Below are 14218 nucleotides of genomic sequence, written 5' to 3' on the forward strand. Positions count from 1 at the left end.
CGCGCCGGTGAAAATTTTTTCCGGGCGTCAGGCGGGCTGCCGCGGCTCGACGGTGATCCACCAGGGCAGGCGTCGCACCACACGCACCGGCAGACTGGCCTCCAGCGCCGCGTAGATGCGCTCCGGCTCGGCCAGGGGGAAGGCGCCGACCAGGCGCAGGTCGGCCACCCGCGGGTCGCAGCCCAGGTGGCCGCGCTGATGACGGGCCAGCTCGGCGACGAACTCACCGAGCGCCATGTCGTCGGCCTGGAGAATGCCGTGGATCCAGGCCTGCATGCCCGGGCGCAGCGGCGCCGGCGCCTCCACCCGCAGGCCGTCGAAATGCGCCTGCTGCCCCGCCGCCAGGGCCTGGCGGCGGACGCCGACGATCTCCAGCGCGCCGCTCTGGGCCGACACCAGGTAGCCGCCGCCCTGCTCGCGCACGGCGAAGCGGCCGCCCGCCACGCGCAGGCGCGCATGCTGCGTCTCCAGCCAGAGCGGCCGGGCGTCCTCGGCCACCTCGACCAGCACCTCGCCGCGGTACAGCGCCAAGCGCCGCAGACCGGCGCTGAAGTCCACGTCCAGCGCGCTGTCGGTGTTTAGCCACAGGCGGCTACCGTCGGCCAGCTGGCGGCCGCGCACCTCGCCCACCGCCGTGCGCTGGTCGGCCCGCCATTGCTGCCAGGGCAGCGAACGGCCGGCGAGCGCCAGCATGCTGCCGCCACCGATGACCGACAGCACCTTGACCGCCTGGCGCCGGTCCATGCCGCGCGTTTGCAGGGCCGAGCGCGCCGCCTGGCGCTGGGGCAGGCGCTCGAACTGGCCGCTGATCGTCTCCACCCGCTGCCAGGCCTGGCGGTGCTGCGGCTGGGCCTCCAGCCAGCGCTGCCAGGCGAGGCGGTCCTGCTCGCTGGCGCGCTCGTCGCGCAGCCGGGCGAACCAGTCGGCGGCCTGCTGCAGCACGGCGAAATCGATCTGGCTGGCCATGGCTCAGTCCTCGGCCAGGGTCAGGCAGTGGAGCATGGCCTGGGCCATGTACTTCTTCACCATGCGCTCCGACACGCCGAGCCGGCCGGCGATCGTCGCGTAGATCAGGCCGTCGAGCTGGGCCATCAGGAAGGTGTCGCGCACCTTGCCCGGCAGGCGGCGCAGCATGGCGTCGATCTGCAGCAGGGTGGCCATGATCAGCTCGCGTTCCTCCGGCGAGGGCGCGTAGCGCTCAGGCTGCAGGGCCAGGGATTCCAGGTAGGCGCGCTCGACGGCCAGGCGCCGCCAGTGGTTGACCAGCAGCGAGTGGGCGATGGTCGAGAGATAGGCGCGCGGATCGCGCAGCGGCGCCGGGTCACGCTCCTTGCCGAGCAGCCGCAGGAAGGTGTCCTGGGCCAGGTCCGCGGCGCCCTGGCTACAATCCATGCGTTTGCGCAGCCAGCCCTGCAGCCAGCCGTGGTGGTCGTGGTAGAGCCGTTGCAGGTCCTGCTGCCGGGAAGTCGCACTGCCTGTCATGAAAAGCGTTCGCCGCTCGCGCCCAATGAGGCGCGAATGGTAATGCTTCTCAAGTCACTTTGAACAGAGGCGCGGCGCCATCAGCCGTTGATCGGCCGGCGCCCCGCCAGGGCATGGGCCAGGGTGCCGCCGTCGACCAGTTCCAGCTCGCCGCCCAGGGGCACGCCATGGGCGATGCGCGACAGCACGATGCCCTTGCCGGTGAGCATCTGGGCGATGTAGTGGGCGGTGGCCTCGCCCTCCACCGTCGGGTTGGTGGCGAGGATCACTTCGCCGAACTGGCTGGCGCCGATGTGCGCCAGCAGCTCGGGGATGCCGATGGCCTCGGGGCCCAGGCCGTCGAGTGGGGACAAATGCCCCTTGAGCACGAAGTAGCGGCCGCGGTAGCCGGTCTGCTCCACGGCGAACACGTCCAGCGGCCCTTCCACCACGCACAGCAGCGAGTCATCCCGGCGCGGATCGCTGCACTGCGGGCACAACTCGTCCTCGCTCAGGGTGCGGCAGCGCTTGCAGTGCCCCACCCCCTCCATCGCCGCCGCCAGCGCCTGCGACAGGCGCATGCCACCACTGCGGTCGCGCTCCAGCAACTGCAGCGCCATGCGCTGCGCGGTCTTCTGCCCCACACCGGGCAGCAGACGCAGCGAATCGATCAGTTGGCGGATCAGCGGGCTGAAGCTCATGGGATCATCCGGGAAAAACGCGTAGAAGCGACTCGGTGCAAGTGGCGACCAGGCGCTGTGCAGAGCAAGGCGCGCTTCGGGCCGGGCAGCGGAGTTTACTGCCCGTAAATGAGCATGCCCGGCCCGGAGCGCAACGCCGCTATGTGCAGTGACTGGGCGTCACGGATTCAGAAAGGCATTTTGAAGCCGGGGGGGAGTTGCATACCTGCGGTCATGCCCGACATCTTCTCCTGGCTGTTCTGCTCGACCTTGCGCACAGCATCGTTCACCGCCGCGGCGATCAGGTCTTCCAGCACTTCCTTGTCTTCCTGCATCAGGCTGTCGTCCAGGGTGATGCGCTTGACGTCGTGGCGACCGGTCATCACCACGCTGACCAGGCCCGCGCCGGACTGGCCGGTGACCTCGGCGTTGGCCAGCTCTTCCTGCATCTTCTGCATCTTTTCCTGCATCTGCTGGGCCTGTTTCATCAGGCCTGCCATGCCGCCTTTCATCATGATGCTGTCCTCAAGTGTTCAGGGGTTCGATGGAGTCCGCGCGGATCGCCGCGCCGAACTGTTGGATCATCTGCTGCACCAGCGGATCGTCGTGGATCGACTGCTCGGCCTGGCGCTGGCGCTCGGCGCGCTTGCGCGCGGCGGCCTGGGCCGGGGTTTCCTGTTCGGGGCGGATCAGCTCGATGCGCAGCTTCAGGCTGCGCCCCAGGTGCTGGTTCAACGCCTCGTTCAGACGGCGCTGCTGGGTGGCATTGAACAGCGCGCTGTGCGCCGGGTCCAGGTGCAGCAGCCAGTCGTCGCCGCTGGCCTCGACCAGGGTGCAGTTGGCACCGATGCTGCCAGTCATGCCGGACAGCCCCAGGCGCGGGAACAAGTCCAGCCACTCGGCGGCCAGGCCGGTGGCCGGCTGCGTCGCCGGAAGCGGCTCGGGCTCGGCTGGCGCCGCAGCCGGCTCGTCGAAATCGTAGTCGAGGCTGTCGGCGTCGGCCTCGTAATAGTCGTAGTCGCCGGGCGGCGGCTCGTCGTCGTCCTCGGCGTCAGCGTCAGCGGCCAGCTCGACGACCTGCTCCGCCGACTCGTCCAAGGGCAGCGCCACGGGTGTATCGGCGGGCCCTTCGACCACCACGGCACGCGGCTCGGCGGGCACCGGCTCCGGCGGCGTGGGCGGGCTCGGCTCGGCCACGGCGGCCGGCTCGCTCTCGGCCCAGGGCACGCCGACCGCCACGGCGGGTTCGGCCAACGCCTCCAGCATGGCCGCGGACTCGGCCGGTGGCGCAGTCACGGCAACGGGCTCGGGCATGGGCGCCGGCGCAGCGCTGATAGCCGGAGCCGGAGCCGGAGCCGGAGCCGGAGCCGGAGCCGGAGCCGGAGCCGGAGCCGGGACAGGTTCGGCCGGCGGCGCGGGTTGCGCAACAGCCGGAGCAACCGGAGCAACGATAGCGGCCGGCGCGGCGACGGGGGCCGGGCCGGCCACCGGGGTCTGGTCGGAATCAGCTGTGGCCTTGCTGATCCCCAGGTCCTTTAAAGGTGACCTCGGCGCCCCGTCGGCATCGGCCGGGCGGAACGCCAGCATGCGCAGCAGCACCATCTCGAAGCCGCCGCGCGGGTCCGGCGCCAGCGGCAGGTCGCGGCGGCCGATCAGGCCCATCTGGTAGTAGAACTGCACGTCCTCGGCCGGCAGCGCGCGGGCCAGGGCCAGCACCCTGTCGCGGTCGCCCTGGCCGTTGTCCACCGCCTCCGGCAGGGCCTGGGCGATGGCTACCCGGTGCAGCACATTGAGCATTTCCGACAGCACGCCGTTCCAGTCCGGCCCCTGCTCGGCCAGCTGGCGCACGGCCTCCAGCAGCGCACGGGCGTCGCCCTCCAGCAGCGCGTGCAGCACGCCGTAGACCTGGCCATGGTCGAGGGTGCCGAGCATGGCGCGCACATCGGCCGCCAGCACCTTGCCCTCGCCGAAGGCGATGGCCTGGTCGGTCAGGCTCATGGCGTCGCGCATCGAGCCGTCGGCGGCGCGGCCCAGCAGCCACAGGGCGTCTTCCTCGAAGGGCACGCTCTCGGCCGTCAGCACATGGGTCAGATGCTCGACCACCCGTTCCGGCGGCATGTTCTTCAGTGAGAACTGCAGGCAGCGCGAGAGGATGGTGACCGGCAGCTTCTGCGGGTCGGTGGTGGCGAGCAGGAACTTTACGTGGGGCGGCGGCTCCTCGAGGGTCTTGAGCAGCGCGTTGAACGAGTGCGTGGAGAGCATGTGCACTTCGTCGATCAGGTAGACCTTGTAGCGACCGCGGGTCGGCGCGTACTGCACGTTCTCCAGCAGCTCGCGGGTGTCCTCGACCTTGGTGCGGCTCGCGGCGTCCACCTCGATCAGGTCGACGAAGCGGCCCTCGTCGATCTCCCGACACACCGAGCACTGCCCGCACGGGCTGGCGCTGATGCCGGTCTCGCAGTTCAGACACTTGGCGATGATCCGCGCGATGGTGGTCTTGCCCACGCCGCGGGTGCCGGTGAACAGGTAGGCATGGTGCAGGCGCTGGCTGTCCAGCGCGTTGATCAGGGCCTTGAGCACATGGGTCTGGCCGACCATCTCGCGGAAGCTGCGCGGGCGCCATTTGCGTGCAAGAACCTGATAACTCATGAAAAACCGTCGCGGCTGGGAGAGCGGAAGTGGCTAATCCTAGCGGAGCACCGGGCAAATTGCACCCGCCGGCCAATCGAGGGCCGAACAGAGGCCCGCCGCCATGGATAGCAACAAAGACAGAATGGGGAGGAGATTGGAGGCGGCCCCACCAGCCACACCCCGGCACACGATGTCACCGCTACGGCTGCTCCCTTCCGGGCCTGACCGGGTTCACGGCTGATCGTTGCGGGGGGACCGATGGGACCACCATAACGAAGCCCGTCGAACGACGGGCCGCGCCATTGTACTGGTAAACCGATAACTTACAACCGCTTCAACCACTTACACGCGGAAGCGGCCGACCAGCTGGGCCAGTCCGTGGGACAGCTCGGACAGTCGGGCGCTGGCCTGGGTGCTTTGCTCCGAGGTCTGCGCCGCCTCGTTGGACAGGTCGCGGATATCGCTGATGTTGCGGGCGATCTCCTCGGTCACGCTGCTCTGCTCCTCGCAGGCGGTGGCGATCTGCGCGGCCATGTCGTTAATCCGGGCGACCGAATCGCCGGTGGCCGACAGCGCGCCGTCCACCCCGGCGGCACGCTCCACGCTGTCACGGGCCTTGGCGCTGCCCGAATGCATGGCAGTGACCGCGTTCTGCACGCCGGACTGCAGGCGCTCGATCATCTGCTGGATGTCCTTGGTCGAGTCCTGGGTGCGCGCGGCCAGGGCGCGCACCTCGTCGGCCACCACGGCGAAGCCGCGGCCCTGCTCGCCGGCCCGCGCCGCCTCGATGGCGGCGTTGAGGGCGAGCAGGTTGGTCTGTTCGGCGATGCCCTTGATCACCGCCAGCACGGCGCCGATGTTGGCGGTTTCCTGCTCCAGGGTCTGGATGGAATCGGAGGCACTCTCGACCTCGTGGGCCAGCTGACGGATGGCGTGGATGGTCGCGCCGACCACCTGGGCGCCCTCGCGCGACTGCACCTCGGCGCTGCGCGCGGCATCGGCCGCGTTCTGCGCGTTGCGCGCCACCTCGTTCACCGCCGCGCTCATCTCGGTGGCGGCGGTACTGACCTGATCGACCGCCGCGTGCTCGCTGCTGATCAGCCGGTCGTTGGCCGCCGCCATGCCGGCCAGCGACTGGGCCGAGTCGGCCACCTCGCCGGTGACCCGGCCGACCTCGCGGATCAGTGGTTGCAGCTTGTCGAGGAAGCGGTTGAAGGCATCACTGAGCTGGCCCAGTTCGTCCCGCGACAGCACTTCCAGGCGCACGCGCAGGTCGCCATCGCCCTCGGCGATCTGCTCGATGCGATGGAGCAGATTGTGCAACGGGCGGGTCACCAGCACCGGGAAGCCCAGCACCAGCACCACGCAGAGCAGCAGGCCGATGGCGATCACCATGCCCTGCTGCCAGCTGCGCCGGTCGCCCAATTCGATGGCGGCGGCGCCCTCGGCGTTGGCCGCGCCGTCTTCCAGCTCGCCGAGCTGGTCGATGGGCGCGCGCGCCGCCTCGAAGTGCGCCTCGCTGTCGCCGTAGCTGAGCGTCGAGGCCGCCGTCGGGTCACTGGCGGAAAGCTCGACCACCCGGCTGGAAGTGGCCTTCCACTGGGCGAAGCCCCGGTCGAAATCAGCCACCAGCCTTTCCGCCTCCGGCCCCGGCTGCATCTGCGCGTACTTGTGGACGCGGTCGTAGGCCTGCTGCAGGTTCTCCGCATGGGAAGCCTTCAGCGCATCAGCGTACTGCCCCGCGGCCTCGTCGAGCAGGCTGCGCTCGGCGACGAAGGCCTGGTAGAGATCACGGTCGGCGTTGAGCAGCAGGCTGATGGCGGGCAGGTAGCGGTTGGTCAGGCGGGTGCTGGAGTCGGCCACCTGGCCGATGCCCTGCATGCCCAGCCCGCCCATCACCAGCAGCAGCACGGCGAGCAGCAGGATCGGCAGGGCGATTTTCCAGCGGAAACCGAGATCGGCGAACAGACGCGGCATGATCGACTCCGGGGCGGATGATGTTGTTATGCCTCCAGCATAGTCGCCCTCATTCTTCGCCGCTTTGTGGTAGCGTGCCCGCCTCGAAGCCCGCCCCCGGGCACTTTCTCACCTCCAGGGAGCGCCCCATGGCCATCACCAAAGACCAGCTGATTTCCGACCTTGCCGAAGCCACCGACCTGCAGAAGAGCGACGTGCGCGCCCTGCTCGAGCAGCTCGGCGACATCGTGGCCGATGCCCTGGAAAACGACGGCGAGATCAGCCTGCCCGGTATCGGCAAGCTCAAGGTGGCCGAGCGCCCGGCGCGCACCGGACGCAACCCGGCGACCGGCAAGGCGATCCAGATTGCGGCGAAGCGGGCGGTCAAGCTGGTGCCGGCCAAGGCCCTGGTCGACGGGCTGAACTGACCGTCCAGCCCGCCCCGTTTCAGGGCGCGATACCGTACTCGCCCAGCAGGGCGAGGAACTGCGCCTCGTCCAGCACCTTCACGCCCAGCTCGTTGGCCTTGGTCAGCTTGGAGCCGGCCCCCGGCCCTGCCACCACGCAGGCGGTCTTGGCCGATACCGAGCCGGCGACCTTGGCGCCGAGGCTTTCCAGCTTCTCCTTGCCGACGTCGCGGCTCATCGCCTCAAGGGTGCCGGTCAGCACCCAGGTCTGCCCGGCCAGCGGCAGGCCTTCGGCCACCTTCTTCTCGCTCGCCCAGTGCATGCCGAAGTCGCGCAACTGCGCCTCGATGGCGGTGGCGCGGGCGATGTTGAGCGGATCGGCGAAGAACTCGCGCAGCGACTGCTTGGCCCGCTCGTTGAGGCCCTTGAGCACCGACAGTTCCAGCCAGTCCTGGGCGAGCGCGATCACGCCCTCCAGGCTGCCGGCCTTGTCCGCCAGCTTCTGCGCGCCGGTGGCGGCGATGAAGGGGATGTCGAGGCGGTCGAGGAACTCGCCCAGGGTGGCGCAGGCGGCGAACTCGGCGTGCAGCTCGCCCTCCTCCTGCAGCTCCACGCCACGCTCCAGCAGCTGGGCGATGACCGTGCGGTTGTGCTCGTCGGCGAAGAAGTTGCTGATCTCGTAGGCCACCTCGGCGCCCACGTCCGGCAGCCAGGTCAGCACCTCGGGCAGTGCCACCTGTATGCGCCGCAGCGAGCCCAGGGCGCGGGCCAGCAGCTTCGCCGTCTCCTCGCCCACGTCGGGAATGCCGAGGGCGAAGATGAAGCGTGCCAGCGGCGGCCGCTTGCTGCCCTCGATAGCGGCCAGCAGATTGCGGGTGGAGAGGTCGGCGAAGCCTTCCAAGGCCACCACCTGCTCGTAGGTCAGGGTGTAAAGGTCAGCTGGCGAGGCGATCAGGCCGGTATCCACCAGTTGTTCGACGATCTTGTCGCCGAGCCCGTCGATGTCCATAGCGCGGCGCGACACGTAGTGGATGATCGCCTGCTTGAGCTGGGCCTGGCAGCTGAGGCGGCCGACGCAACGGTACACCGCGCCTTCGCTGACGCTCTCCCGCCCCTTGCTGCGCTTGACCAGCTGGGTGCGCTCGACGTGGGAGCCGCACACCGGGCACAGCTCGGGAATGCACACCGGGCGCGCATCGGCCGGGCGGCGCTCGGCGACCACCTGCATCACCTGCGGGATCACGTCGCCAGCGCGGCGGATGATCACCGTGTCGCCGATCATCAGGCCGAGGCGCGCCACCTCATCCATGTTGTGCAGGGTGGCGTTGGACACGGTGACGCCGGCCACCTTGACCGGCCGGAGCCGGGCCACCGGGGTCACGGCGCCGGTGCGGCCGACCTGGAACTCCACGTCGAGCAGCTCGGTCAGCTCCTCGCTGGCCGGGAACTTGTGGGCAATGGCCCAGCGCGGCTCGCGGGCGCGGAAGCCCAGCTCGCGCTGCTGGCCGATGCTGTTGACCTTGAACACCACGCCGTCGATCTCGTAGGCCAGGCCCTGGCGCCGGTCGCCGATGTCCCGGTAGTAGGCCAGACACTCGTCGGCGCCCTTGGCCAGCTTCAGCTCGCGACTGATCGGCAGGCCCCAGGCCTTGAGCTGGTGCAGCATGTCGAACTGGGTGGCCGGCAGCGTGCCATCGACCTGGCCGACGCCGTAGCAGCAGAACTCCAGCGGGCGGCTGGCGGTGATCCTCGAATCCAGCTGGCGCAGGCTGCCGGCCGCGGCATTGCGCGGGTTGGCGAAGGTCTTGCCGCCCTGCTCCGCCTGGCTGGCGTTGAGCTTCTCGAAGCCGGCCCGGGACATGAATACCTCGCCGCGCACCTCCAGCAGCGCGGGCCAGCCCTGGCCCTGCAGCTTGAGCGGCACGTTGCGGATGGTGCGCACGTTGGCGCTGATATCCTCGCCGGTGGTGCCGTCGCCGCGGGTCGCGCCTCGCACCAGTTGGCCGTTCTCGTACAGCAGGCTGACCGCCAGGCCATCCAGCTTGGGCTCGCAGCTGTACTCCACCGCGGCGCCGAACAGGTCGTCGGCGGGCAGGTCCAGCCCCTCGCGCACCCGGCGGTCGAAGTCGAGCAGGTCGGTCTCCTCGAAGGCGTTGCCCAGGCTGAGCATCGGGATCTCGTGGCGGATCTGGCCGAAGGCGCTGAGCGCCGCGCCGCCCACGCGCTGGGTCGGCGAGTCGGGCGTCACCAGTTCGGGATGCTCGGCCTCCAGCGCCTTCAACTCGTTGAACAGACGGTCATACTCGGCGTCCGGGATGCTTGGCTCGTCCAGCACGTAGTAGCGGTAGTTGTGCTCGTCCAGTTCGGCGCGAAGCTCGAGAACGCGTCGGGCAGCGATCTGTCGGGCTGCGGTCTGGGAGTCGGTCATGGTGGGCGTGTCCTTGGAAACGACAAGAGCAGCCTAGGCTGCTCTTGGAGGGTATGTGGCGAAGCGGTCAGCGCTTGCCGGCGAGCTGCTGCTTGCGCTCGAACTCGACGATGCGCTGGCGGTAGTGCTCGATGGTCTGCGCGGTCATCACGCTGCGCTGGTCGTCCTTCAGCTCGCCGTTCAGCTCGTGGGCCAGCTTGCGGGCGGCGGCGATCATCACGTCGAAGGCCTGCTTGGGATGACGCGGGCCCGGCAGGCCGAGGAAGAAGCTCACCGCCGGGGTGTAGAACAGTTCGAAATCGTCCAGATCGAAAGTGCCCGGCTTGACGCCGTTGGCCATGGAGAACAGCACCTCGCCGTTGCCGGCCATGCTCTCGTGGCGGTGGAAGATGTCCATCTCGCCGAAGCGCAGGCCGCTTTCCAGGATGTTCTGCAACAGCGCCGGGCCCTTGAAGCCATCGGCGTCGCGGGCGATCACGTTGATCACCAGCACCTCCTCCACCGGCAGCGGCTCCCTGGCCGGCTTGGCAGGCTCTTCGTCCTCTTCCTCGACCGGGGTCAGCAGGGTCGGCACCGGCTCGTCGGTGTCCAGCGCCAGGTCGCCCTGCTTCGGCTCGATGTTGCGCCGGCGATTGATCTCGCTGGCGCTGACGGTCGGCATGTCCGCTTCGTTGAATTCGGGTTCGAGCTTGCGATCGATGACTCGCGCGGGGCCGAGCAGGTCAGGGTCGGTATCGTCGTCGGGCAGGTTGCTGAAACTGTGGTCCAGCTTGAACTTCAGCTTGCCGCTGCCGCCGCGCATGCGGCGCCAGCCATCAAATAGAATGCCAACGATGACGATGACTCCCACGACGATCAGCCAATAGCGCAGCTCCATGAAACTCCCAAGCCCCTGAACGATGAAAATGTAATGAAAATAAGGGCTTCCTGCCCCTTTGGAACGCGAACAACCCTATGTTTCTGCAGTCGTTTTCGCGCGTAACAAAAGTGTGGCCTAAGCTAGCACGACGAACGGTAAATGTGCACCGCCGCAAGGCATTTCCTGAAGTTTCACGCCTCCACGAGGTTCATCGCCTCCTCCACATCCACCGCCACCAGACGCGAGCACCCCGGCTCGTGCATGGTCACCCCCATCAACTGATCGGCCATCTCCATGGCGATCTTGTTGTGGGTGATATAGATGAACTGCACCGTCTCCGACATCTCCTTGACCAGGCGTGCATAACGACCGACGTTGGCGTCGTCGAGCGGCGCGTCCACTTCATCGAGCATGCAGAAGGGTGCTGGGTTCAATTTGAAAATCGCGAATACCAGGGCCAGGGCGGTCAACGCCTTCTCGCCGCCCGACAGCAGGTGGATGGTGCTGTTCTTCTTGCCCGGCGGGCGGGCCATGATGGCCACGCCGGTGTCGAGCAGGTCCTCGCCCGTTAGCTCCAGATAGGCATGGCCGCCGCCGAACACCTTGGGGAACAACGCCTGCAGGCCGGAGTTGATCTGGTCGAAGGTTTCCTTGAAGCGGTTGCGGGTTTCTCGGTCGATCTTGCGGATGACGTTTTCCAGGGTATCGAGTGCTTCCACCAGGTCGGCGTCTTGGGCGTCGAGGTAGCGCTTGCGCTCGGACTGCTGCTGGTATTCGTCGATGGCCGCCAGGTTGATCGGCCCGAGCCGGCCGATGCGCGCGGCCAAGCGCTCCAGCTCCTCCTCCCAAGCCTGCTCGCCGGCCTCGGCCGGCAGGGTTGCCAGCACGCCGTGCAGGTCGTAGCCCTCTTCCAGCAGTTGCTCCTGCAAGGCCTTGCGGCGCACGCTCAGCGCCTGCCAGTCCATGCGCTGCTGCTCCAATTGTCCGCGCAGCAACTGCGCCTGCTGCTCCGCCTGGCTGCGGCGCTTCTCGGCTTCGCGCAGCTCACGGTCGGCATCTTCCAGGGCCAGTCGGGCGAGCTTCAGCTCGTCCTCCACGCCCATGCGCTTCTCCAGCAGCTCCTCGAGCTTCATACGCAGCTCTTCCAGCGGCGCGGCGCCCTCCTCCAGATTGAGGCTGAGCTGCTCGCGACGCTCAATGGCGCGCTCGAACTGCATTTCCAGGCGTTCTAAGGCCTGGCGCGTGGATTCGTGCTGGGCCTTGATCGAGCCGAGGCGCACCGCCAGCTGATGGGCATGGTCCTTGTGCTGACGGGCCTCCTGACGCACCCGGTCGAGGCGCTCGCGCAACTGGTCCCGCTTGATCAGCAAGGCCTCGCGCTGCTCAGTGTCGGTCGCCATGGTATCCAGTGCGTCCTGCAGTACCAGGCGCGACTCGCCCAGTTGCTCCTGCTCCAGTTCGCGCTGCTCGGCGGTCTCGCCCTGTTCTTCCTCCAGGCGGCGGCGACGCAAGGCCAGCTGCTCGACCTTGGCCTGACCTGCGGACAGCCTGGCCTTCAATTCGCCCTGGCGACGTGACTCGTCCTGGACCAGGCGACGCTGCTGCTCGCGCGCCTCTTCCTGCTCGCGCTGGCGGGTGCGCAGTCGTTGCAGGCGCTCGTCCAAGTCAGCGAGGACCGCTTCGCGCTCCTCGCGCTCGCCCTGCAGACGCTCCAGCTCCTGGCCACGGGCCAGCACACCGCTCTCAGCCTCACCGGCCCGGCGCACGCGCAGGAAATGACGCCCGACCCAGTAGCCATCGCGGCTGATCAGCGACTCGCCCTCGCCGAGCTGCAGACGCTGGGCCAGGGCCTGCTCCAGGCTCTCCACCGGAAGTACCTTGGCCAGCCAGGGCGCCAGATCGATGCTGGACTCGACCTTATTCAGCAGGCTGCCGGCCACCCGCGAACCGCCACCCTGCGGATTGATCAGGCGCAGCTCGCCCTGGTCGAAGCCGCCCAGGTCCAGGCCCGCGAAATCGTCCAGCAGTACGGCCTGCAGATCGGCACCGAGCACGGTCTCGACCGCCAGCTCCCAGCCGCTCTCCACGCGCAGCCCCTCGGCCAGGCGGGGACGATGACTCAACTGCTGGTCTTTCAACCATTCGGCGGCGCCCTTGCCCGGGTTCAGCGCGGCTTGCTGCAGCGCCTCCAGCGAAGCGAGGCGACCGTTCAGCCGTTGCAGTTCGCCCTGGGCCTGCTGCTGGGCCTGAGTAGCCTCCTGCAGTTCGGTGCGTAGCCGTTCCAGGCCCTCGGCCTGGTCGCCCTCGGCGGCCTGTAGCTCTTCCAATTGCAGTTCGCTGGCGGCCAGCTGTTCGGCCAGTTCGAGAATGGCGGCGTCTTCTGGGTCGGCGGACAGCTGGCTCAGTTCGTCCCCGAGACGGCGCTGGCGCTCGACCAGACGTTCGAGACTCTGCTCGAGCTGGGCGATGCGAGCCTGCTGCACTTCGGCCTGACGACGCGGTTCGGCGCTGCGCTGGTTGAAGCCCTCCCACTGCTCCTGCCAGCCATGCATGGCGCCTTCGGCCTCCTCCAGGGCAGCGGCGGACTCCTCGGCGGCGGCGCTGGTGATCTCCTGCTCGGGTTCGAGCATGGCCAGCTCCTCGCCCAGGGTCGCCAGCAGGGTACGGTCATGGCCGAGGTGGGACTCGGTTTCCAGGCGTGCCCGCTCGGCCTCGTTGAGGTCATCCTGCAACTGGCGCAGGCGCTGTTGCCCGTGCTGGATGCTCTGCTCGACCCGGGCGATATCGCCGCCCACGGAATAGAAGCGGGCCTGGACCTGGTTGAAGCGCTCGGACAGCTCATGGTGACCATCGCGCAGCCGCTCGATGCTCGCGTCGGCGCTGCGCTGCTCGGCCACCAGCGCCTCGTAGGCCACCTCCTGGTCGCCTATCACCTGCTCGCGGCCGCCCACCTGCTGATTCAGCGCCTGCCAGCGCAGGGCCGAGAGCTGAGCCTTGAGCTGGCGCTCTTCGGCCTTGTATTCCTGGTACTTCTCAGCGGCCTGGGCCTGGCGGTGCAGGCGTTCGAGCTGGCGCTCCAGCTCCTCACGCAGGTCGGTCAGGCGCGCCAGGTTCTCCTGGGTGCGGCGGATTCGGCTCTCGGTTTCCCGCCGGCGCTCCTTGTACTTGGAGATGCCGGCGGCTTCCTCGATGAAATTGCGCAGGTCTTCCGGCTTGGCCTCGATCAGCTTGGAGATCATGCCCTGCTCAATGATCGAGTAGCTGCGTGGTCCCAGACCGGTGCCGAGGAAGATGTCGGTAATGTCACGGCGGCGACACTTGGTGCCGTTGAGGAAATAAGTGTTCTGCCCATCCCGGGTGACCCGGCGGCGGATGGAAATCTCCGCGAAGGCAGCGTATTCGCCCACTAGGGTGTTGTCGCTATTATCGAAGATTAGCTCGATGGAAGCCTGGGTCACAGGCTTGCGGGTGTTGGAGCCGTTGAAGATGACGTCGGTCATCGACTCGCCACGAAGGTTCTTCGCCGAACTCTCGCCCATCACCCAGCGTACGGCGTCGATGATGTTCGACTTGCCGCAGCCATTGGGGCCGACCACAGCCGCCATATTGCTCGGGAAACTGACCGTCGTGGGATCGACGAAGGATTTGAAACCTGCCAGCTTGATGCACTTGAGCCGCATATCGGGGTTGTTCCTCAACCTCTAGTTCAGGCTGCGCAGGCAGCGGACCAATTCATGGGGCAAACGATCTATCAAGCGTACCGCAAGCGTCCTCTTCCCGCATGCCTGTCAGGTGC

The 14218-nt window shown here is 68.1% G+C and carries 10 protein-coding genes and 1 other RNA gene; 1 reads left to right on the forward strand and 10 read right to left on the reverse strand.

The window, feature by feature from the left end; genetic code table 11:
• Positions 1-27 precede the first annotated feature (27 nt).
• From N5D30_RS01400 to N5D30_RS01430, 7 genes are all read right to left on the reverse strand, one after another.
• Positions 28-966: a FecR domain-containing protein gene (locus tag N5D30_RS01400; RefSeq protein WP_279907340.1), complete on the reverse strand. Its 939-nt coding sequence runs from the start codon at positions 964-966 to the stop codon at positions 28-30.
• A 3-nt stretch (positions 967-969) separates the two neighbouring features.
• Positions 970-1482 (reverse strand): sigma-70 family RNA polymerase sigma factor, encoded by a 513-nt coding sequence (locus N5D30_RS01405; protein WP_279907341.1) that lies wholly within the window; start codon positions 1480-1482, stop codon positions 970-972.
• 80 nt (positions 1483-1562) lie between these two features.
• Entirely contained in the window at positions 1563-2162 is a 600-nt protein-coding gene (gene recR, locus N5D30_RS01410) for a recombination mediator RecR (protein ID WP_220812729.1), read from the reverse strand.
• A 167-nt stretch (positions 2163-2329) separates the two neighbouring features.
• Complete coding sequence (locus tag N5D30_RS01415) at positions 2330-2656, reverse strand: YbaB/EbfC family nucleoid-associated protein (protein WP_003460931.1); 327 nt, start codon at positions 2654-2656, stop codon at positions 2330-2332.
• 10 nt (positions 2657-2666) lie between these two features.
• On the reverse strand, positions 2667-4790 hold the full coding sequence (gene dnaX / locus N5D30_RS01420; protein WP_279907342.1) for a DNA polymerase III subunit gamma/tau: 2124 nt from the start codon (positions 4788-4790) through the stop codon (positions 2667-2669).
• A gap of 146 nt (positions 4791-4936) precedes the next feature.
• Positions 4937-5033, reverse strand: an RNA gene (ffs, locus tag N5D30_RS01425) — signal recognition particle sRNA small type.
• 81 nt (positions 5034-5114) lie between these two features.
• Positions 5115-6749, reverse strand: coding sequence for a methyl-accepting chemotaxis protein (locus N5D30_RS01430; protein WP_279907343.1), 1635 nt, complete (start codon positions 6747-6749; stop codon positions 5115-5117).
• A gap of 128 nt (positions 6750-6877) precedes the next feature.
• On the opposite strand from N5D30_RS01430, the gene N5D30_RS01435 reads away from it, so the two are divergent.
• Entirely contained in the window at positions 6878-7156 is a 279-nt protein-coding gene (locus N5D30_RS01435) for an HU family DNA-binding protein (protein WP_220812726.1), read from the forward strand.
• Between the two features lie 19 nt (positions 7157-7175).
• On the opposite strand, the gene ligA is transcribed toward N5D30_RS01435, so the two are convergent.
• The 3 genes from ligA to smc all read right to left on the reverse strand — a co-directional run bounded on the left by ligA (position 7176) and on the right by smc (position 14102).
• Positions 7176-9563: an NAD-dependent DNA ligase LigA gene (gene ligA / locus N5D30_RS01440; RefSeq protein WP_279907345.1), complete on the reverse strand. Its 2388-nt coding sequence runs from the start codon at positions 9561-9563 to the stop codon at positions 7176-7178.
• Positions 9564-9630: 67 nt separating this feature from the next.
• Positions 9631-10440, reverse strand: a complete 810-nt coding sequence (gene zipA, locus N5D30_RS01445; protein ID WP_220812724.1) for a cell division protein ZipA — start codon at positions 10438-10440, stop codon at positions 9631-9633.
• Positions 10441-10613: 173 nt separating this feature from the next.
• Positions 10614-14102: a chromosome segregation protein SMC gene (smc, locus tag N5D30_RS01450; protein ID WP_279907347.1), complete on the reverse strand. Its 3489-nt coding sequence runs from the start codon at positions 14100-14102 to the stop codon at positions 10614-10616.
• Positions 14103-14218 lie beyond the last annotated feature (116 nt).

It is taken from the genome of Pseudomonas sp. GD03875 (assembly GCF_029840585.1).
Lineage (GTDB): Bacteria > Pseudomonadota > Gammaproteobacteria > Pseudomonadales > Pseudomonadaceae > Aquipseudomonas > Aquipseudomonas paralcaligenes.